This is a genomic window from Pseudomonas sp. CHM02 (assembly GCF_000612585.1).
Lineage (GTDB): Bacteria > Pseudomonadota > Gammaproteobacteria > Pseudomonadales > Pseudomonadaceae > Aquipseudomonas.
In genome coordinates, this window is record NZ_JFCA01000014.1 from 64,969 (window position 1) to 84,019 (window position 19,051).

Genomic DNA, 19,051 nt, shown 5'->3' on the forward strand with positions numbered 1-19,051 from the left:
AAGCCCCGCTTCCTTTGCAGGAGAGCGGGGCTTTTTTATTGCGTCGGATCAGAACTTGTACGTTACACCCAGGCCGAAGCCGTTGGCGCTGTTTTCGTATTTGGAGCTGTAGGAGCCCAGCTGGTTGGATTTGTTGACTTTGACGGGTTCTTCCTTGAGGTAGGAGTAAGCCAGGTCGACGGTCATGTTATCCATCACGGCGTAACCCAGGCCAACACTGAAGATGGTCCGGTCACCGGTAGGAATACGCGGCGAGCGATCGGTGTTGTTGGTCGGCGACTGGTCGAAGGTCAGGCCGGTACGCAGTACCACTTGCTTGGTGACCTGGTAAGAGGTACCCAGGGCGTAGGCCCAAGTGTCATGCCAGTTCTGCGGCTCGGTGATCGTGCCAACGAGGGTAGGTGCAAGTGCGCCACCGCCGGTAGCTGTCACACCTTCGTTGTTGATGGTGATGTCTTTCAAGCGACTCCAGCGAGTCCAGGTCGCACCGGCATACAGTTTCCAGGCGTCACTGAGGTCTTGAGTCACCGACAGGTCCCAGGATTCTGGGGTATCAACTTTCAACGAGGCATCGTAGCGGTTGTTGGCCAACACGGCCGATGGAACCGTCGCCGCCTTGGTGACTTCGGTGTGGCCTTCGAGCTTGTACTTCACTTTCGAGTGGTAGGTCAGGCCGACGCGAGTGGTATCGGTGGCTTGAACCAGGATCCCGGCATTGAAGCCCAGAGCGGTATCATCGCCCTTGACCTTGACTCGGTTGTCGCCCGGGAAGCCCAGGCCAGCCAGGTTTGGCTGTGACTCCAGAGTGCCGTCAATGCGGTTGATGGTCGGACCAAAACCAATCGAGACCCGATCATTAAAGGCGTAGCTGACAGTTGGCTGGAAGGTGATGACCGACACTTCGCTCTTGTTGCCAAAGCCACGGCCCTGGAAACCACTTTCGTAGTCAGTCTTCAAGCCGAATGGGGCATACACACCAAAGCCGATGGCCCACTGATCATTGAGTTTGTTGGTGTAGAAACCAAAGGGAACCCCGGTGAAAGGCACCATGTCGCCTTTGTTGCTACCGGAAGAGCGACCGCCTGCATCTTTGATATCGGTGGAGGCGTCGATGACTGCAACACCACCCGTAATCTGCTGGCCTTCCAGGCGAGCCATACCGGCAGGGTTACCATAAACGGTGCTTGCGTTATCGGCAGAAGAAGAGCGACCGGCGAAACCCGTACCCATTCCGGCGACGTCTTGTTCGTTAAGGGCAAAGCCACTTGCAAAGACGTGGGAAGAGGCCATGGCAACGGCGAGGCTAAGTGTGGTCTTGAGCATTACTTTTTTCATTATTAGAACTCCGTGGTGATCACCGCTGCGGAAAGTAACAATAAATTTAGGATCGCGCTATAGGCTGTAATGTAGGAGATAGAGCGGTTTTGTAGGACAATCCGACCAAAATTCAGAGTTTTTGGCGAATCTTGCAAATTGCCCGGTCAGCAAACCACGTGATTCATGGGTGAAACACAGGTTTGCCAGGCTTGAGTGAAATCGCGCAGCCGTCCTTGTGGATGAAAAATTTCTTTCCAGATACGTGCCATCGCCAGTACATCACCGGGCGGTGGCAGTGCGGGCGTGTGTTGTTCGACGAGAAGCCAGGCGATGGCCGTGGCGTAGCGCAGGTTTACCGTCAGTTCCAGTTGTGGCGCGCTGAGGAAGGCATGCTGGCTGGCCAGCCCGCGTACCAGGCTGGCACGTTCGGGGTCGAGTGCCAGGTAGTCATCCCACAAGGCGCGGTGGCGCGGTTCGGTGATGCTGTACAGGCCGTGCCCGCGGCGGTCGTGCAACGCGGAACCGAGTTCCGACTGGCTGGCGGCGATGCCCAGCAGCAGGGACTCGGCGGTCGGGTTATGGCGGCCGAGGTACAACAAGGTCGGCCGGATCACATAACGACACAATTCACTGGCAGCGATACCCATACAAGCCTCAATCCGTGAAAATGGTCGACGAGGCCTGAGAAGGGGGGCTTGGCAGCAGTGGATCGGATCTCAGGCTCGCCGGAAGCGGATCATGCCGCTTGAGTTGAAGTGTAGTGTCATATTTGCGATGTAAAGGACTGTTTTTAAAACATCTTCTTCATTTAGTTATAACGGTTATATCTATTTGAACTTAATGCGACGGCACATACTACGAATCGCAGGCAATAAAAAACCCTGCTTTTTAAACAGGGTTTTTTGTGTTTCAGCGACTCGGGTCGATCAGGCAGTGAGTGCCTGACGGGTACGCTCGATCACGGCCTGCAGCGGTTCTGCGCTGGAGTATTGATCGGGGTACAGGCGTTCGCTGTGACGAGCGATGCCGTGTTCGTTGACCAGGGTGAAGCTGAAGCAGCCTTTGCGAGCGGCCATGATCAGGCAATTCATTGGAGCAAAAGCGTTGGTGAGGGTGCGAATGGCATCCTGAGTGTGGATTTGAGCGTTCATATTATTGGTGTTCCTACAAATGACACGGATTAAGAACCGTGCAACGTTAAAACGTTCCAGTAACGTTGATCACCATTGATCAAACGAAGAACCCGACTGGAACAAAGCAGCCAGTTTGAAGCGCTGATAAGTTAGGCGCGCTTGGGCTGGCAGGTAGGTACTTAGGAGGGCAGGCAACACAACAGGGGCAAAGGTTCTGGGCCCAGGGTGAAGATCCTGATCAATTTGCAGGTTGGTTCGGTCAGAGTATTGAGACTTCGCGGCACCCTTTGATTGTTCAAAGGCAGTGTCGTCGCAAGTGATACCTGGAAACCATCGAGGTGGTCGATCCCGTGTTGTTCAGGGGAGTTGTTCGACCAGAATTGACTTTCAGCTTGGTACTAACGCCGCGGATAGTAACGGATTGAAACAGGTAATGGAAGTGTGATAGCCAAAAAAACTTTTATCAGCCGCCCAGCAGGCCCCGATAGACCAGCACCGTGATCGCCGCTGCCAGCGAGCAGCCCAGCCCGTAGGCGGCGAGGGTCAGGCGCAGGGACTGGCCGGTCTCGACCACCTTCATCACATCACCCATGTCATTGATCCGGCCTTCGCCCAGCTCAATGCACAGGCTGACGGCTGTGAACGCCGCCGACAGCAGGATGGCGATGGCGAACAGTGCGCCGTCCGGCGATGGCAGCGCCACGTTGATCCCCAGTGAAATAGCGCAGATAGCCAGTAACAATACGGCGAATAACAGAATTCCTTTCATCGATCCTCCCACTGTTGCTCTGCTGGTCCGGGAGTGTGGCGAGCCGGGAAAGATTTGAAAAGTCCCCGGTTTACCCCGGCGGTAACATTTTTGCAGCGAGTTGCTTCAAAAAAAGCCGGCGATATAACCATCGGATGGGTACTTGTGCACATTAGTTGCGAGGTGTGTAACCGTGCTGTCAACTGCGCTTGCGGGCCCCGGTTAGCCTGCAATGGAAATTTAAGTCAATGAAAAATCTGGCTTTTTTTTATTGGTGAAAAAATCGTCAGTTTGACTGCGGCCCCCATTCCATGGGGCTTTGCGCGAGTTAAAGGGGGGTTGTCCACTGAGTTATCCACAGCTTCTGTGGATTGTCCCGAGCGCTTGCTCTAGAACGGGCGTGCAGAGTTTTTTCAGCTTTACCTGTACGAAAAAAAGAGTAGAGTGGCGCGCCTTCCGTTCTGTCCCACAGTGCTTTATGAAGTTTCGCTCAGTATCACCTTCTGTTACCGATACCCCTCAGACTGTTACCGCCCCCAAGCGCTTTTCCTTGAAAGTTGCTTTGTGGTTGCTCGATAGCCCTCGCCTGGGTCACAACACCAACGTCAAACATTTCGCCGGGCGCTTGCTCAAGCAGCCAGCCCGTGAAGGCGTGGTCGCTGCCCAAAGCCGCCTGGGCCAACTGATGTGCCGGGAGTGCGGGAACGCCCGTGACCGCCGTATCGGTCACGACCTGCTGCGCCTCGCGGCCCGCGCCGGCGACCGCCGCGCCCAGCGTGAACTGGGCCAGGTCGAAGACTGAGCTGTCCTCAGGCCCTGCGCTCCGCTAACCTTGTTTTTTTTCGGTAATTGGCAGACATGTCTATGGCTTTTGACTGGACCAGTATTGCCCTGGGCCTCGCGGGTGCTGCCGTGCCTTTATTGGCCGTGTGCTGGCAGCTTCAGCGCCGCCTGACCGCGCGCATGACCGGCTGGGAACTGCTCGAAGAGCGCCTGGCCACCGCGCAACTGGCCCAGGAAGGCCTCGCCGCGCAGTTGGATGCCAGCCGCGATGAAATCAGCGACCTGAGCCAGGCCAATGCTGCCAAGCAGGCTGACCTGGCTGCCGTGCGCCGTGAAGTCGAACTGCTGCAGATCGACCGCGACAATGCCCGCGATGCCGCCCACGCCTGGAACCTCGATCGCAGCGCCAAAGAGACCGAGCTTCGCCGCCTTGATGCGTTGGCAGCGGCCTTGCGCGCCGAGCTGCGTGAGCAGCAGGACAGTCATCAGCAGCGCCTCACCGACCTGCAAGGCTCGCGGGATGAATTGCGTGCGCAGTTCGCCGAGTTGGCCGGCAAGATTTTCGACGAGCGTGAACAGCGTTTCGCCGAAACCAGCCAGGAACGCCTTGGCCAGTTGCTCGACCCGTTGAAGGAACGCATCCAGTCGTTCGAAAAACGCGTGGAAGAAAGTTACCAGAACGAGGCGCGCGAGCGGTTTTCCCTGGCCAAGGAGCTGGAGCGCCTGCAGCAACTGAACCTGCGTCTGTCAGACGAGGCTACCAACCTTACGCGAGCCCTCAAGGGCCAGAAAACCCAAGGCAACTGGGGTGAACTGATCCTCGAGCGGGTGCTGGAGCATGCGGGCCTGGAGAAGGGCCGCGAGTACCAGACTCAGGTCAGCCTCAAGGGCCCCGACGGCGAGCGGTTCCAGCCGGATGTACTGATCATGTTGCCCGGCGACAAGCAGGTGGTGGTGGATTCCAAGGTCAGCCTCACCGCTTATCAACAATACGTGGCCGCCGATGACGACGTAATCGGCCAGGCGGCGTTGAAGCAACATGTAGTGTCGCTGCGCAATCACGTCAAAGGCCTGGCCGGCAAGGATTACAAACGCCTGGAAGGCCTGCACAGCCTGGATTTCGTGTTGTTGTTCGTGCCTATCGAGGCCGCGTTTTCCGCCGCACTGCAGGCCGAGCCGAACTTGTTCCAGGAAGCCTTCGACCGCCATATCGTGATCGTCAGCCCAACCACCTTGCTCGCCACACTGCGGGTGATCGACAGCCTGTGGAAGCAGGAACGCCAGAGCCAGAACGCACGGGAAATCGCCGAGCGTGCGGGTTGGCTGTACGACAAGTTCGTGCTGTTTATCCAGGATCTGGATGAAGTGGGCAACCGTCTTCAGCAGTTGGATAAGGCTTACAGCGCAGCGCGTAACAAGCTGACAGATGGGCGCGGGAATCTGGTCAGTCGCACCGAGCAATTGAGGTTGCTTGGGGCGCGGGCCAGTAAAAGCCTGCCGGCTGATCTACTGGAGCGGGCGATGACCGACTCCGATGGCGTGGCCCACCTTCCCGAATAATGGTAGGAGCCGGCTTGCCGGCGATGGCGTCCGTAAAGTCGGCGTCACTCTCAAGGCCCTCATCGCCGGCAAGCCCGCTCAGAGGACCAGGTCGAGCCGGCCTATAGCGGCAGGTGCCGGCTCAACAACGCCCGCAACGCTGCCGGCTTCACCGGCTTGGCCAGGTAATCCAACCCCGCCGCATGCACCTCGGCCACCATCTCCGGGCGACCGTCGGCGCTGATCACCACGCCGGGAATCGGCTCGGCCAATTGCGCACGCAGCCACCCCATCAGCTCAGTACCGGTTTCGCCATGATCGAGGTGGTAGTCCACCAGTGCCAGCTGCGGGCGCACGCCATCGGCCAGCAACGCTGCGCAGTGTGCCTGGTCGGTGGCGGTCCACACTTCGCAACCCCAGCGCGTCAACAAACTGCGCATGCCGATCAGGATGCTCTCTTCGTTATCCACGCACAGCACTTGCGCGCCACTCAACGGCAGTCCGGTTTCCTGCGGCGTCTTGATCTGTACGCTCGCCTGGTTGCGCGCCAACGGCACGCGCACACTGAACACGCTGCCTTTGCCCGGCCAAGAGCGCACGCTCAAGCGGTGACCGAGCACGCGGCACAGGCCGTCGGCGATCGCCAGGCCAAGCCCAAGGCCTTTCTCTGCCCGGGTCTGGTGGCTATCCAGGCGCTTGAACTCTTCGAAGATCACCTTCTGTTTATCCTGCGGTATCCCCGGACCACGGTCCCACACTTCCAGGCACAGCTCGCCTTTGCGTCGGCGTACGCCCAGCAGCACTGGGCCGTCGGCATAACGGAAGGCGTTGGTGAGAAAATTCTGCAAGATGCGCCGTAGCAACTTGATGTCGCTGTCCACGCGCAGCCGACTGCCGCGCAGGCGGAAGCGCAGACCTTGCTCCTGGGCGAGTGCCTTGAACTCCGCGCCCAGGGTGTCGAACAGCTCGTTGAGTACAAAAGGCTGGCGCTGTGGATTGATCTTGCCGTTTTCCAGGCGCGAAATATCCAGCAGGTCGCTGATCAGGTCTTCGGCGGAGCGCAGCGAGCTGTCCAGGTGTTGCACCAATTGCCGGGCTTCGCTGGACAGGCCGTCGTTCTGATGGGAGAGGGCGGCGGAGAACAGGCGTGCGGCGTTCAACGGTTGCATGAGGTCATGGCTGACGGCTGCCAGGAAGCGCGTCTTCGACTGGCTGGCGGACTCCGCCACGCCCTTGGCGTCGGTGAGCGCCACGTTGAGTTGGGACAGTTCGTGGGTGCGCTCGGTCACCCGTTGCTCCAGGCCTTCGTTGGCCTCGGTGAGTGCCTGTTCGGCTTCGCGGAACGCCGTAATGTCAGTGAAGCTCATGACAAAACCGCCGCCGGGCATCGGGTTGCCGATCAGCTCGATCACCCGACCATTGGGGAATAAACGTTCGGAGGTGTGCGCACGGCCCTGACGCATCCAGTGCAGGCGGCGCGCCACGTGAACTTCGGCCTCGCCCGGTCCGCACAGCCCGCGTTCGGCGTTGTAGCGGATGATGTCGGCAATCGGCCGGCCCACGCTGATCAGCCCGTCCGGGTAATTGAACAGCTCCAGGTAGCGCCGGTTCCAGGCCACCAGCTTGAGCGACTGGTCGACCACGCTGATGCCTTGGGTGATGTTCTCGATGGCGCCTTGCAAGAGTGCGCGGTTGAACTGCAGCACTTCCGACGCTTCGTCGGCGATGCGTACGACGTCTTCCAGCTGCATTTCCCGCCCTTCAATGGCGGCTTTCACCACCGCACGGGTGGATGATGCGCCCAGTACCCCAGCGAGCAATCGCTCGGTGTGGGCGATCCAGTCATTGTCGGCATTCTGGTTGGGGTTGAAGCCTTTGCCCTGGCGATAGGCGAAGCGGATAAAACTTTGCTGGGCCCGTTCCTCACCGACAAAGCGCGCCGCCAGGCTGAGCAAATCGCTGATCTGCACCGACAGCATCGAGCGGGCGCTGGCGCGCTGGCTGATTTCCTGGCCGATAAAACGCCCGGCTTGCCAGTGCTCGGAAACCCGCGTGCGCGAGAGCATCGACACCCACACAAACAGCGTGAAGTTGCCCGCCAGTGAGAACACGGTACCCAGGGTCAACGACGTGACGGATAGCCCCAGCGGGTGGGAATGCATCCACGTCAGCCCAGGGAAAAGGCTGAGGGACCAACCCAGGCTTTTCGCCGTCACCGGTAGGACCAAGGTGTAGAACCACAGGAAGGTGCCCGCCGCCAGCCCGGCAAATACGCCGCGCCGGTTGGCCTGCTTCCAATACAGCGCGCCGAGCATCGCCGGCGCCAACTGGGTCACGGCGGCAAACGCGATTTGGCCAATGGTCGCCAGGCTTGCGGACGAACCCAGCAGGCGGTAACTGACGTAGGCCAGCAGCAGGATGATCACGATACTGACCCGGCGTACCGACAGCATCCAATGGCGGAATACTTCGAACGGCCGCTCGGCGCTGGAGCGACGCAACAACCACGGCAGCAGCATGTCGTTGGAAACCATGGTCGACAGCGCGATGCTCGCCACGATCACCATGCCGGTGGCCGCCGAAGCGCCGCCGATAAACGCCAGTACCGCGAGGGCTGGATGGGCTTCCGCCATGGGCAGGCTGATCACGTAGGAGTCTGGCAGCACCGAGCCAGGCAGCATCATCTTGCCGCCGAGGGCGATGGGTACGACAAACAGTGCGGCAAGAATCAAGTAGGCGGGGAACACCCATTTGGCCAGGCGCAGGTCCTGCGGGTCGATGTTCTCCACCACCGTGACATGAAACTGCCGAGGCAAGCAGATGATCGCCATCATGGCCACGCCGGTCTGCACCACCATCGACGGCCAGTTGATGGTCTCCTTCCAGTATTCCTCCAGGCGTGGCGCCAGCATGGCCTGGCTGAACAGGTCGCCGAAACCGTCGTACAGGCCGAAGGTCACAAACGCGCCGACTGCCAGAAACGCGAACAGCTTGACCAGGGATTCAAACGCAATCGCCAGCACCATGCCACGGTGGTGCTCCGTGGCATCGAGGTTGCGCGTACCGAAGACAATGGTGAACAGCGCCAGCACCAGCGACACGATCAGTGCGGTGTCCTGGGCGCGGGTGCCGGTGGTGTCGGCGCCCGCGCCGATCAGCAGGTTGACCCCCAGCACGATGCCTTTGAGTTGCAGCGCAATGTAGGGCAGTACGCCCACCAGGCAGATCAGCGCGACCACCACGGCCAGGGACTGGGACTTACCGTAGCGCGCGGCAATGAAGTCGGCGATGGAGGTGATGTTTTCCTGCTTGCTGATCAGAATCATCTTCTGCAGCACCCAGGGTGCCAACACCAGCAGCAGTACCGGTCCGAGGTAGATCGGTAAAAATGCCCATAGCTGTTCTGCGGCCTGGCCTACGGCACCGAAGAAGGTCCAACTGGTGCAATAAACAGCCAGTGACAGGCTATACACCCAGGCACGCACGCGCGGCGGCAATGGCGCACGGCGACGGTCACCATAGAAGGCGATGGCAAACATAATGGCCATATAGGCCAGGGCAACGGCGGCGATCAGCCCGCTGGACAGCGTCATGGTAACTCCGGACAGAAGAACACCCAGGCATTCCAGGCCGGGTTGGACAGTCTCGCATGATGCCCGGGGTTAGTCAGTGTCGACCAAGGTCTGAGCGCGACTTGATGTCGCGGCCTAACGGGGTGGCAGCGTCTTTTGGCGCAGGATATAGATCGTCACCAGCACGGCGCTGGTCAGCATGAAGCCACGTGCCCAAGGAAGTGGCACCCAATAGCAGGACACGCTGATGCTCAGCCACATCAAGCCGATGGCGTAGACCTTGCCTTTGAGGGGGATGCCGTTGCCGTCCAGATAATCACGGATCCATGGGCCCAGGCGTGGGTGTTGCACCAGCCAGTGGTAGAAACGCGGGGAGCTTCGCGCGAAGCAGGCGGCGGCCAGCAGCAGGAAGGGCGTGGTTGGCAATACCGGCAGGAAAATGCCGATCACCCCCAACGCTACGCTCAACCAGCCGATGGCCAGCAGCACGTAGCGCAGGAGCAGTGAACGCTTGCCCATGGGTGTCACGGGCAAGCGACTCAGTGGTGACGTGGCTTGAGGATCGCCGGTTTTTCGTCAGGGGCGTTGCACAGCAGGTACAGGGCGGTGAGGGCTTCCGGGATCTGCACGATCATGTCGTCCATCAGGTTGGCGTCGGCGGCGATGTCGGAGAACTCCGGCTGGTCGTCGAACAGACCCGAACCCACCATGATCGGCAACAGCATTTCGCTGACTTCTTCCTCGGCGGTTTCGAACCACGCGGCTTCGCGCAGGAACACGCCTTCCATGAAGCCAATGCACCAGCCGCGCAGGTCGGAGTCATCCGGCTCTTCGCCCAGGTCCAGCTCGCATGGCAGCTCGAATTCCTCGTCGGAGGCCAGTTGGCGACCGATATGGGCCTTGAGGGCCAGCAGGGTGGATTCGATTTCTTCGCGTTGAGCGGCGTCGGCGTAGTGTGGCTCTTCGGCGAACAGTGCGTCGATCCATTCACGGTCGGGCACGACCTCGGAGCAGATCGACAGGGCGGTCAGGTAGCCGTGGGCGGCCACGTAGTCCAGCGCCTCGTCATGCAGCTCATCGGCGTCGAGGAAGGCTTGCAGGCGGGTTAGTTGCTCAGCGAAGGACATTGAAGGACTACCTTGGGAATAAACGATGCTGAATTCTAGGCCTTCTTGAGCGCCCAGGCCAGCCACACTGCATATTTGCCAGGTTTTAGATAGCGCTCGCTGTTCGTCAGTGGCGCCCTTTGCCGGGTATCGCTCGGGTATACTGCCTCGTTTTGTGATGCCCTTGCAGGCCAGGCGCCAGTCCGAGAAAACTTCGCTTACGGATTATTTCCCGTGAACGCGCATTTTTTCGGCCAGCCTGTACAGAGGGATTTCGGCACTATTTTGGAGTTATACATGCTCGATCAGGCTCAACGCGTCCTCAAGGACATCTTCGGCTACGACAGTTTTCGTGGCCGCCAGGGTGCGATCATTGAGCGCGTGGCCAGTGGCGGTGACGCACTGGTACTGATGCCTACCGGCGGTGGCAAGTCGTTGTGCTTCCAGGTGCCGGCGCTGTTGCGCAACGGCCTGGCCGTGGTGGTGTCACCGCTGATCGCGTTGATGGACGATCAGGTTGCCACCCTCGAGGAGCTGGGCGTTGCCGCGGCGTCCCTGAACTCCACCCTCAGCGCCGAGCAGCAGCGCGACCTGGCCGCGCGGATCAAGCGCGGTGAAGTGAAGATGCTCTACCTGGCGCCCGAACGCCTGGTGCAGCCGCGCATGCTGGCCTTTTTGCAGAGCCTGGAAATCGCCCTGTTCGCCATCGACGAAGCCCACTGCGTCTCGCAATGGGGCCATGACTTCCGCCGCGAATACCTGCAGCTCGGCCAGTTGGCTGAACTGTTTCCCGATGTGCCGCGCATTGCACTGACGGCGACGGCCGACAAGCGCACCCGTGAGGAAATCGTCGAGCGCCTGCATCTGCAGAACGCCGAACGCTTCCTCTCGAGTTTCGACCGGCCGAACATTTTCTATCGCATCGTGCCCAAGGAGCAGCCGCGCAAGCAGTTGCTGGCGTTCCTCTCCGAGCGGCGCAGCGATGCGGGTATCGTCTATTGCCTGTCGCGCAAGAAGGTCGATGAAGTCGCTGCGTTCCTCTGTGAGCAAGGCTACCCGGCGCTGCCGTACCACGCCGGCCTGCCGAATGATCTGCGTGCCTATCACCAGAAGCGCTTCCTCAACGAGGAGGGCTTGATCATGGTGGCCACCATCGCGTTCGGCATGGGCATCGACAAATCCAACGTGCGCTTCGTCGCACACATGGACCTGCCCAAGTCCCTCGAGGCGTATTACCAAGAGACCGGGCGTGCCGGCCGTGATGGCCTGCCGGCGGATGCCTGGATGGTCTACGGCCTGCAGGACGTGGTGATGCTCAAGCAGATGCTGCAGAACTCCGAAGGCGACGAGCGTCACAAGCGCCTGGAGCAACACAAGCTCGATGCCATGCTCTCGCTGTGCGAGGAGACCCGTTGCCGCCGCCAGACGTTGCTGGCGTATTTCGACGAAGACATGCCTGAGCCTTGTGGCCATTGCGACAACTGCGTCGACGGCGTGCAGACCTGGGACGCTACCGAGCCGGCACGCCAGGGCTTGTCCGCGATCTACCGCACCGGCCAGCGTTATGGCGTGGGCCATCTGGTGGACGTGTTGCTGGGCAAGGACAACGAGAAAGTCCGCAGCTTCGGCCACGAGAAACTGTCGGTCTACGGCGTCGGCAAGGCTCGCGCCGAAGGCGAATGGCGCTCGTTGTTCCGGCAGATGGTCGCGCGTGGGCTGGTAGATATCGATATCGAAGGCTTTGGTGGCCTGCGCCTGAATGACAGTTGCCGGTCGTTGCTCAAGGGTGAAGTCAGCCTGGAACTGCGCCGTGACCTCAAGCCGCAAACCACCGCCAAGAGCAGCACCAGCCAGGCCAGCCAGCTGGTGCGTGGCGAAGAGCGCGAACAGTGGGAAGCCTTGCGCACCCTGCGGCGCAAACTGGCGCAGGAGCACAGTGTGCCGCCGTACGTTATTTTCCCCGACTCCACCCTGCTGGAAATGCTGCGTGAGCAACCCACCAGCATGGCCGAGATGGCACGGGTCAGCGGCGTCGGTGCGCGCAAGCTGGAGCGTTACGGCCAGGCCTTCCTCGAAGTGCTCGGCGGGCAGGCCGAAGCGCCAAAGGAAGTCGCCGATATCCGCCACGAATTGATCAGCCTGGCACGTGCCGGCATGACCCCGATCCAGATCGCCGGTCAGTTGCAATGCTCGGAGAAGAACGTCTACACCTTGCTTGCCGAAGCCATTGGCAAGCAGCAGTTGTCGTTGGAGCAGGCCCTTGATTTGCCAGAGGATCTGCTCGGCGAAATCCAGGATGCCTTCCTGGATGGAGAGGGCGAATTGCCACCGGTGGCGGAGATTGCGCCGCTGTTTACCGGGCGCGTTCCTGAGGGTGTTTTGTACTGCGTAAGGGCGGCTTTGCAGTCGGAATTCGAAATTTAGTGCGTCAATTATGACAATGTAACGAATCAGTACATAGCAACTCTTGCCTACTGGCAAAGCTCATGCTTAGCTGACTAATAATTAGCCACACTTTATTTTCAGTCTAAAACATGAGTTTTTTATGTCGTTAACCGATCAACACCGATTTGGCATGCAGCTGGCGCAAATGTCCCGAGGTTGGCGTGCTGAACTGGACCGTCGCCTGGCCGGGCTAGGCCTGTCCCAGGCGCGCTGGCTGGTGCTGTTGCACCTGGCTCGTTTTGAAGAAGCACCCACCCAGCGTGAGCTGGCCCAAAGCGTCGGCGTCGAAGGGCCAACCCTGGCCCGCCTGCTGGACAGCCTTGAAGGCCAGGGCCTGGTGCAACGTCAAGCCGTGGTGGAAGACCGCCGTGCCAAGCGCATCCTGTTGTGCGATACCGCCCGGCCGCTGATCGAACAAATCGAAACCATCGCCACCGCCCTGCGCCATGAGCTGTTTGTAGGCGTGGACGAAGCCGACTTGAGCGTGTGCATGCGCGTGCATGGGCACATCCTGGCGAACTTGGAAAAATCCTGACCTCGCATACGCGGCAGGTCAAAAATGTGGGAGCTGGCTTGCCTGCGATAGCATCACCTCGGATCAACTGAAAAATCGAGGTGCCTGCATCGCAGGCAAGCCAGCTCCCACATTAGTTTTGCGAACGACCTTTTTAGAACGTCTGCCCCAGGTTCAGATACACCGCCTTCTGATTGTCATCGTTGAACCCGTAGCTGAAATTCAGCGGCCCCAATGGTGTGTCGAAACCCAGGAATATGCTTGCCGCATTGATGTAGCCACTGTCGAATTCATTGTCGTTGTTCCACGCCCGGCCGCGTTCCAGTGACGCACCCAGGTACAGTGGAAAATCCAGCGGCAGGTACGAGCGTGGCGTGAGCCGGCGGTAGTACACGGCCCGCATCAGGCTGATGTTCTGGCCCGAGATTGCATCCTGGCGGAAGCCCGACAGTTGCCGCGCACCGCCCAGCAGGAAGCTGGAAATCACCACGTCCGAATCATCCAGGGTGCGCCCATAGCGTCCACCCAGCACCAGCGTGTCCGGGCCGTGGCTCATGGCCTTGTCCAGCTTGAACTCCCATTGGCGGTAGCGTTGGTCCGAACCCAGCCCCGGTTCGAATTCGCGGTAGGCCAGGCCGATGTCTTCGCCGGTATGGGGGAAGTACACGTTGTCCAGGGAGTCGAAGGAGTACTTCAGCTCATAGAAGCCTTCGCTGAAACTCACGCTGGGCAGGTCGCGGTCGCCAATGCGCACGTCTGCCTTGCCCCAGGCTTCACCGACACCGAAGCGGATCTCGCCGCTGTTGCCAATCTGCCGGCCGACGTTCAAGCCGAAGCCGTAGCGTTCCAGGCGGTATTCGGAGATGGGGTCGTTGTCCAGGATCAGCTCGACGTTCTGGGCCTCGGCCCTGATATAAGGCGCGACAAAGTAACGCGAGCCGGTGTCCATCGGCTGGTAGAACTCGCTGTACAGCTCCTGGCGATCGCCGATCTGCACGCGTGTCAGCCACTCGGCGCCGAGGCGGTTGATGCCATTGACGCGATAACTCGCGCCAAGGTTGAAGGCGCTGTCGCCGCGCATGTCATCCGAGAGGTTCAGGCCCAGGCGCAGGTAATCGGTGCCGCTGCGTTTGCCGCGTGCGCTGATCACCAGGGTGTTGTCCTGGCCTTTCTTGACCACGCGATACTGCACCTGCTCGAAGTAATCCAGGCCGTACAGCGTGCCCATGTCGGACTGCAGACGCCCCAGGTTCAACGGCTCGCCCAATGGTTGGCGAATGTAGTAGCGGATCACGTCGTCGCTGACTTTCGAATCGTTTTCCACGTCGATGGCGGTGATCACCGGCGTGCGTTCGCCGGGGGTTCGGGCGGCCACCAGTTGCGGGTCGATCGGTTCGGCGGGGCGCAGGTGGGCCAGGCGTGCATCGAGGGCGCGGGTTGCGCGGTAGCCAGCGTCGATCATGTCCTTGGCGCGGCCGAAGTCCGTCACGCCATAGGCGGCGAGCGGCGGCTGGATCAGCACGTCCTTGGGGTGCAGGTCCTTGAGTTGTTCTTCGGAGTTGCGCCGGGTCATCAGGGTGATGGACTGGTTAAGCACATCCACCACCGTGGCCAGTTGCTTGCGCGAGCGCAGCGGGGTGCCGATGTCGACGACAATGGCGATGTCCACGCCCATTTCCCGCGCCACATCCAGCGGGATGTTGTCGGTCATGCCGCCGTCCACCAACAGCCGGCCGTCCAGTTCCACCGGGGCGAACACCGCCGGGATCGACATGCTGGCGCGAATCACCTGGGGCAGGTGGCCCTTGCGGAACACCACCTTCTCGCCGGTGGTGATATCGGTGGCCACTGCCCTGAAGGGGATGGGCAGTTTGTCGAAGTTACGCGTGTTGCTGCTGTGGGCGAACATGCTTTCCAGCAGCAGCGCCAGGTTCTGGCCCTGGATCACGCCGAGGGGCAGGCCCAGGCTGCCGTCGTCGCGGAAGCTGAGTTTCTGTTTGACCAGGAAGTCCCGGTCATCCTGCTTGCGCCGGAACGGCACGTCTTCCCGCGGTGGTGCGTCGGACAGCGCCTGTTGCCAGTCGATGCTCAGCGCCAGCTTTTCCAGCTCGTCGATCTTGTAGCCCGAGGCGTACAGCCCACCGATCACCGCGCCCATGCTGGTGCCGGCAATCGCATCGATCTGGATGCCTTGCTCTTCCAGGGCCTTGAGCACGCCGATATGCGCCAGCCCACGGGCGGCACCGCCGGACAGTACCAGGCCGATTTTCGGGCGTGGCGGTTCGACGGCGTCGGCAACAAGAGGAAGTAGGCACAGAAACAGGCAGGACAGCAGGCGGCGCATCATGAATCTCGAGGCTGGGCGATAAAGGCCGGTATTATAGCCACTCGATCCGCCGAGCCCGTTACGCCAGGAGCCTCTCAAATTATGTCATCGATCAAACCCGAGATCGTTATCACCTATTGCACCCAGTGTCAGTGGTTGCTGCGCGCGGCGTGGCTGGCGCAGGAATTGTTGAGCACCTTCGCCGATGACCTGGGCAAGGTGTCGCTGGTGCCGGCTACCGGTGGTGCGTTCAGCATTACCTGCGATGGCGTGCAGATCTGGGAGCGCAAGGCCGATGGTGGTTTCCCCGAAGCCAAGGTGCTCAAGCAGCGTGTGCGTGACCAGATCGACCCGCAACGTGACCTGGGGCACAACGACCGGACGCAGTGAACAGCCACCGCCGTAGGCAGGCGGTGACTGTGCAGGGGGCGTTATTTGGCGGCCATTTTTTGCTTGATGAAGCCAACCACCCAAGTCAGCACCAGCCCGCCGACGCCACCGCCGACAATGTTGCTGCCGACTGCCGCCACATCCAGCGCTTCGCTGCCGGAGGTGCCCGTCAGTGCCGCGACGACCTGGCCCAGCACCAGTCCGCCGACACCGCCGATCACGGTATTGAGCCAGGTTCCAAGACTTTGCCTGGTCATCCCGGCAATGTTGCCGCCGACGGCGCCGCTGATGATCTGCACCAACAGATTGATGAGCATTTCCATGGTAAAGCTCCCGCATTACGTTGAGGTTTTGACCACTCGCATGCAGCAACTTCAAGAATACCCAGGCTGTCGTCGAGGTGTCGGTTATCCGTTGAACGACTTCAGGCTGTTGCGGACGTTTAAAGTATAGATCAGGCCGTTGCAGTGGGTTGTTTGGCCTGGCTGGCGCCGCCCATCAAGCCGGACAGCACAATGGCGACAATGATCAGCGCGCCGCCCAGCAGCATGCGCAGCGTGGGGGTTTCGGCAAACAGCAGCCAGGCCACGGTGATGCCGTAGACCGGCTCCATGGCAAACACCACCGAGGCGGTGCGCGCCTTGATCACTGCGAGGCTGGCGACAAACAGGCTGTGGGCCAGGCCGGTGCAGAAGATGCCCAGCAAGCCGATCCACAGCCAGTCGATCGTCCTGACTTGCGACAGCCCTGGTGCCGCCACGGGCAACAGGCACAACGCGACCACCACGTTCTGGCACAGCGCCGCCTGCACCGCCGGGATGCGTCCGGAGCTGGCGCGATTGTTCAGCGACAACAGGGAAAACAGCAGCCCCGAGGCGATGCCCCAGAGCAACCCGCCGGTGGCTTCGCTAGCGAGGTTGAAGTCTGGGGTGACCAGCACCAGGCCGACGCTGACCAGCGCCACCAGCAGCACTTCGTTGGCGCGGATGCGCTCGCGGAAAATCAGCCCTTCGAGGATCACGGTAAAGGCCGGGAATGCGGTGAAGCCCAAGGTCGCGACGGCCACGCCGGCGACTTTCACGGCAATAAAGAAGGTCACCCAATGCGCTGCCAGCAACACGCCGCTGACCAGCAGCCGGCGCCAGTCGCGCAGCTCGAGTTTTTTCCAGGCGGTGTTGCTGGCAAACCGGGCAAACACCGCCAGGGCCATCACGGCAAACACGGCTCGACCAAACACAATGATGGCCGGCGACGCGGCCGCCAGTTTGCCGAAAACACCAGTAAGGCCAAACATCAATGCGCCGATATGCAGGGCGCCGAGGGCTGAGCGGGGAGTCATTGCGGTCCTTGAGTCAGGCGGGCGACAGAAGCGCAGTCTAGTGGGGCAGCCGTGCAGGCGTCTGTCGTCTGGCTCGCGATTTTTGTCGCCAGGCTCTTACTGTGCGTTACGCCGCAATGCGCCCGGCGAGGCGCCAAACTCACGCAGCATCGCGGCGGCGAAGGCACTTTGCGAGGTATAGCCGACGCGATCGGCGATTTCACCAATGGGCAGCGGCGTTTTGCGCAGCAACTCCAGGGCCATTTGCAGGCGGCGACTGCGGATGTAGTCCATCGGCGTTTGCCCGCATTCCGCCATGAAGCGTGCATGCAGGCGCGCTACCGACAGGTCGGCGATACGTGCCAGGTCTGCCACTTGCAACGGATGTGCGACGTGGCGCTCGATATGCGCATTGAATGCCGCATACGGCAGGCGTCGGCCCGGCAGCGGTTGGGCCATTGGATGATTGAGGCTGGCCAGCAACAGCACTGCGCCTTGCTGGGCGATCAGCGGGTCACCTATCGGGCTGTGCGCCAGCCATTGCACCAGCTGGCTTTGCCGCACGTCCAGGGTCAGCCGCGCGGGTTGGTCGAGCAGGCGGCGACTGGCGTCGGCGTGCTCGCCCAACGATTGCAGCACCCAGTGCTCGGTGGGCACATCCAGCACCAGGCAGCGGCTGCCATCGCGACTGCCGCACGCGTGGTGGGCAGAGAAGGGCAGCACCATCACGCTGCTTTCGCGCACTTGGCTGCCGCGCCCATCGACTTCCAGGTCCAGGTGCCCGGACAGGCCGAACACCAACTGCGCATGGTCATGGCTGTGGGCGAGCGGCGCTTCGATGTAGTGGCGTAGCGTGAGAGTGGGGCTCATCGCGGTCTCCTGGGTTGCTGGCGCCAGTCTACAACGCTTCGTGGCGGGCGGGCGCTGTCATCAGACTGACGCACAGTTGTCATGGGCTATTAATCGCGCTGGCGCAAGCTCGCGAAAACACCGTCGAGGGACGCCCATGACCAGTGCCGAGTTCACCAAGCCCAGCCGCAAACAACGGGTTCGTACCCTGTGGATTTCCGATGTGCACCTGGGCACCCGGGATTGCCAGGCCGAACATTTGTCGCAATTCCTCAAGGGCTACCACGCCGATAAGGTCTACCTGGTCGGCGACATCATCGACGGTTGGAAATTGCGTGGTGGCATGTATTGGCCCCAGGCCCACACCAACGTGATCCGCCGCCTGCTGACCATGGCCAAGCGCGGCACGGAGGTGATCTACGTCACCGGCAACCACGACGAATTCCTGCGCCGCTATTCCAAGCTGATCCTAGGCAATATCCAACTGGTGGACGAGGCCGTGCATGTGACCGCCGATGGCCGGCACCTGTTGGTGATCCACGGCGATCAGTTCGACGTGATCACCCGCTATCACCGCTGGCTGGCGTTCCTTGGCGACTCGGCCTACGAGTTCACCCTCACGCTGAACCGCTGGCTGAACCATTGGCGTGCGCGCTATGGCTATGGTTATTGGTCGCTGTCGGCGTACCTCAAACACAAGGTCAAGACGGCAGTGAACTTCATCAGTGATTTCGAAGAAGCCATCGCCCATGAAGTGACCAAGCGCGAGCTGCACGGTGTGGTCTGCGGGCATATCCACCACGCGGAGATTCGCAAGGTGGGCGAGGTGGATTACCTCAACTGCGGGGATTGGGTGGAGTCGTGCACGGCGTTGATCGAGCACTGGGATGGGAGCATCGAGTTGTATCGGTTGGCGGATGCGCAGGCAAAAGAGGCGCAGCTGAAAGCTGAGATGGTCGCAGGCTGAAGTACAACCTCCCTGTAGGAGCCCGGCTTGCCGGCGATGGCGTG

Annotated in this window: 17 protein-coding genes; 6 read left to right on the forward strand and 11 right to left on the reverse strand. The window is 60.8% G+C overall.

Translation table 11 applies throughout. The features are described 5' to 3' along the window. Positions 1–48: 48 nt before the first annotated feature. From BM70_RS0109690 to BM70_RS0109705, 4 genes are all read right to left on the reverse strand, one after another. On the reverse strand, positions 49–1,335 hold the full coding sequence (locus tag BM70_RS0109690; protein ID WP_025855834.1) for an OmpP1/FadL family transporter: 1,287 nt from the start codon (positions 1,333–1,335) through the stop codon (positions 49–51). 146 nt (positions 1,336–1,481) lie between these two features. After that, a complete protein-coding gene (locus BM70_RS0109695; protein ID WP_025855835.1) occupies positions 1,482–1,964 on the reverse strand; it encodes a hypothetical protein in 483 nt (160 codons plus the stop codon). 279 nt (positions 1,965–2,243) lie between these two features. Continuing rightward, positions 2,244–2,468, reverse strand: a complete 225-nt coding sequence (locus BM70_RS0109700) for a hypothetical protein (protein ID WP_005790139.1) — start codon at positions 2,466–2,468, stop codon at positions 2,244–2,246. A gap of 445 nt (positions 2,469–2,913) precedes the next feature. Then, positions 2,914–3,219: a hypothetical protein gene (locus BM70_RS0109705; protein ID WP_025855836.1), complete on the reverse strand. Its 306-nt coding sequence runs from the start codon at positions 3,217–3,219 to the stop codon at positions 2,914–2,916. 457 nt (positions 3,220–3,676) lie between these two features. Here BM70_RS0109705 and BM70_RS0109710 point away from each other — a divergent pair, with 457 nt between their 5' ends. Continuing rightward, positions 3,677–4,000 (forward strand): hypothetical protein, encoded by a 324-nt coding sequence (locus tag BM70_RS0109710; protein WP_025855837.1) that lies wholly within the window; start codon positions 3,677–3,679, stop codon positions 3,998–4,000. Between the two features lie 176 nt (positions 4,001–4,176). Further along, on the forward strand, positions 4,177–5,541 hold the full coding sequence (gene rmuC, locus BM70_RS0109715) for a DNA recombination protein RmuC (RefSeq protein ID WP_177326546.1): 1,365 nt from the start codon (positions 4,177–4,179) through the stop codon (positions 5,539–5,541). 101 nt (positions 5,542–5,642) lie between these two features. On the opposite strand, the gene BM70_RS0109720 is transcribed toward rmuC, so the two are convergent. The 3 genes from BM70_RS0109720 to BM70_RS0109730 form a co-directional block, all read right to left on the reverse strand. Beyond that, a complete protein-coding gene (locus BM70_RS0109720) occupies positions 5,643–9,113 on the reverse strand; it encodes a PAS domain-containing hybrid sensor histidine kinase/response regulator (RefSeq protein WP_025855839.1) in 3,471 nt (1,156 codons plus the stop codon). 114 nt (positions 9,114–9,227) lie between these two features. After that, the gene (locus BM70_RS0109725; protein ID WP_025855840.1) at positions 9,228–9,611 is read right to left on the reverse strand and encodes a YbaN family protein; all 384 of its coding nucleotides are present in this window, start codon (positions 9,609–9,611) and stop codon (positions 9,228–9,230) included. 20 nt (positions 9,612–9,631) lie between these two features. Then, complete coding sequence (locus BM70_RS0109730) at positions 9,632–10,219, reverse strand: YecA family protein (RefSeq protein ID WP_015885221.1); 588 nt, start codon at positions 10,217–10,219, stop codon at positions 9,632–9,634. Positions 10,220–10,495: 276 nt separating this feature from the next. On the opposite strand from BM70_RS0109730, the gene recQ reads away from it, so the two are divergent. Together recQ and BM70_RS0109740 are read left to right on the forward strand one after the other, a co-directional pair. Then, complete coding sequence (gene recQ / locus BM70_RS0109735; protein ID WP_025855841.1) at positions 10,496–12,622, forward strand: DNA helicase RecQ; 2,127 nt, start codon at positions 10,496–10,498, stop codon at positions 12,620–12,622. Between the two features lie 121 nt (positions 12,623–12,743). Next, positions 12,744–13,178, forward strand: coding sequence for a MarR family transcriptional regulator (locus BM70_RS0109740; RefSeq protein WP_025855842.1), 435 nt, complete (start codon positions 12,744–12,746; stop codon positions 13,176–13,178). 133 nt (positions 13,179–13,311) lie between these two features. Here the strand turns inward: BM70_RS0109740 and BM70_RS0109745 are convergent, their stop codons facing one another. After that, entirely contained in the window at positions 13,312–15,501 is a 2,190-nt protein-coding gene (locus BM70_RS0109745; protein ID WP_025855843.1) for a patatin-like phospholipase family protein, read from the reverse strand. Positions 15,502–15,585: 84 nt separating this feature from the next. On the opposite strand from BM70_RS0109745, the gene BM70_RS0109750 reads away from it, so the two are divergent. Beyond that, entirely contained in the window at positions 15,586–15,873 is a 288-nt protein-coding gene (locus BM70_RS0109750; RefSeq protein ID WP_025855844.1) for a SelT/SelW/SelH family protein, read from the forward strand. A 41-nt stretch (positions 15,874–15,914) separates the two neighbouring features. On the opposite strand, the gene BM70_RS0109755 is transcribed toward BM70_RS0109750, so the two are convergent. From BM70_RS0109755 to BM70_RS0109765, 3 genes are all read right to left on the reverse strand, one after another. Continuing rightward, positions 15,915–16,196, reverse strand: coding sequence for a hypothetical protein (locus BM70_RS0109755; protein ID WP_025855845.1), 282 nt, complete (start codon positions 16,194–16,196; stop codon positions 15,915–15,917). Positions 16,197–16,327: 131 nt separating this feature from the next. Continuing rightward, the gene (locus tag BM70_RS0109760; protein ID WP_025855846.1) at positions 16,328–17,212 is read right to left on the reverse strand and encodes a DMT family transporter; all 885 of its coding nucleotides are present in this window, start codon (positions 17,210–17,212) and stop codon (positions 16,328–16,330) included. A gap of 96 nt (positions 17,213–17,308) precedes the next feature. Beyond that, positions 17,309–18,061: a helix-turn-helix domain-containing protein gene (locus BM70_RS0109765; RefSeq protein ID WP_025855847.1), complete on the reverse strand. Its 753-nt coding sequence runs from the start codon at positions 18,059–18,061 to the stop codon at positions 17,309–17,311. A 136-nt stretch (positions 18,062–18,197) separates the two neighbouring features. On the opposite strand from BM70_RS0109765, the gene BM70_RS0109770 reads away from it, so the two are divergent. Further along, positions 18,198–19,007, forward strand: a complete 810-nt coding sequence (locus BM70_RS0109770) for a UDP-2,3-diacylglucosamine diphosphatase (protein ID WP_025855848.1) — start codon at positions 18,198–18,200, stop codon at positions 19,005–19,007. Positions 19,008–19,051: the final 44 nt, after the last annotated feature.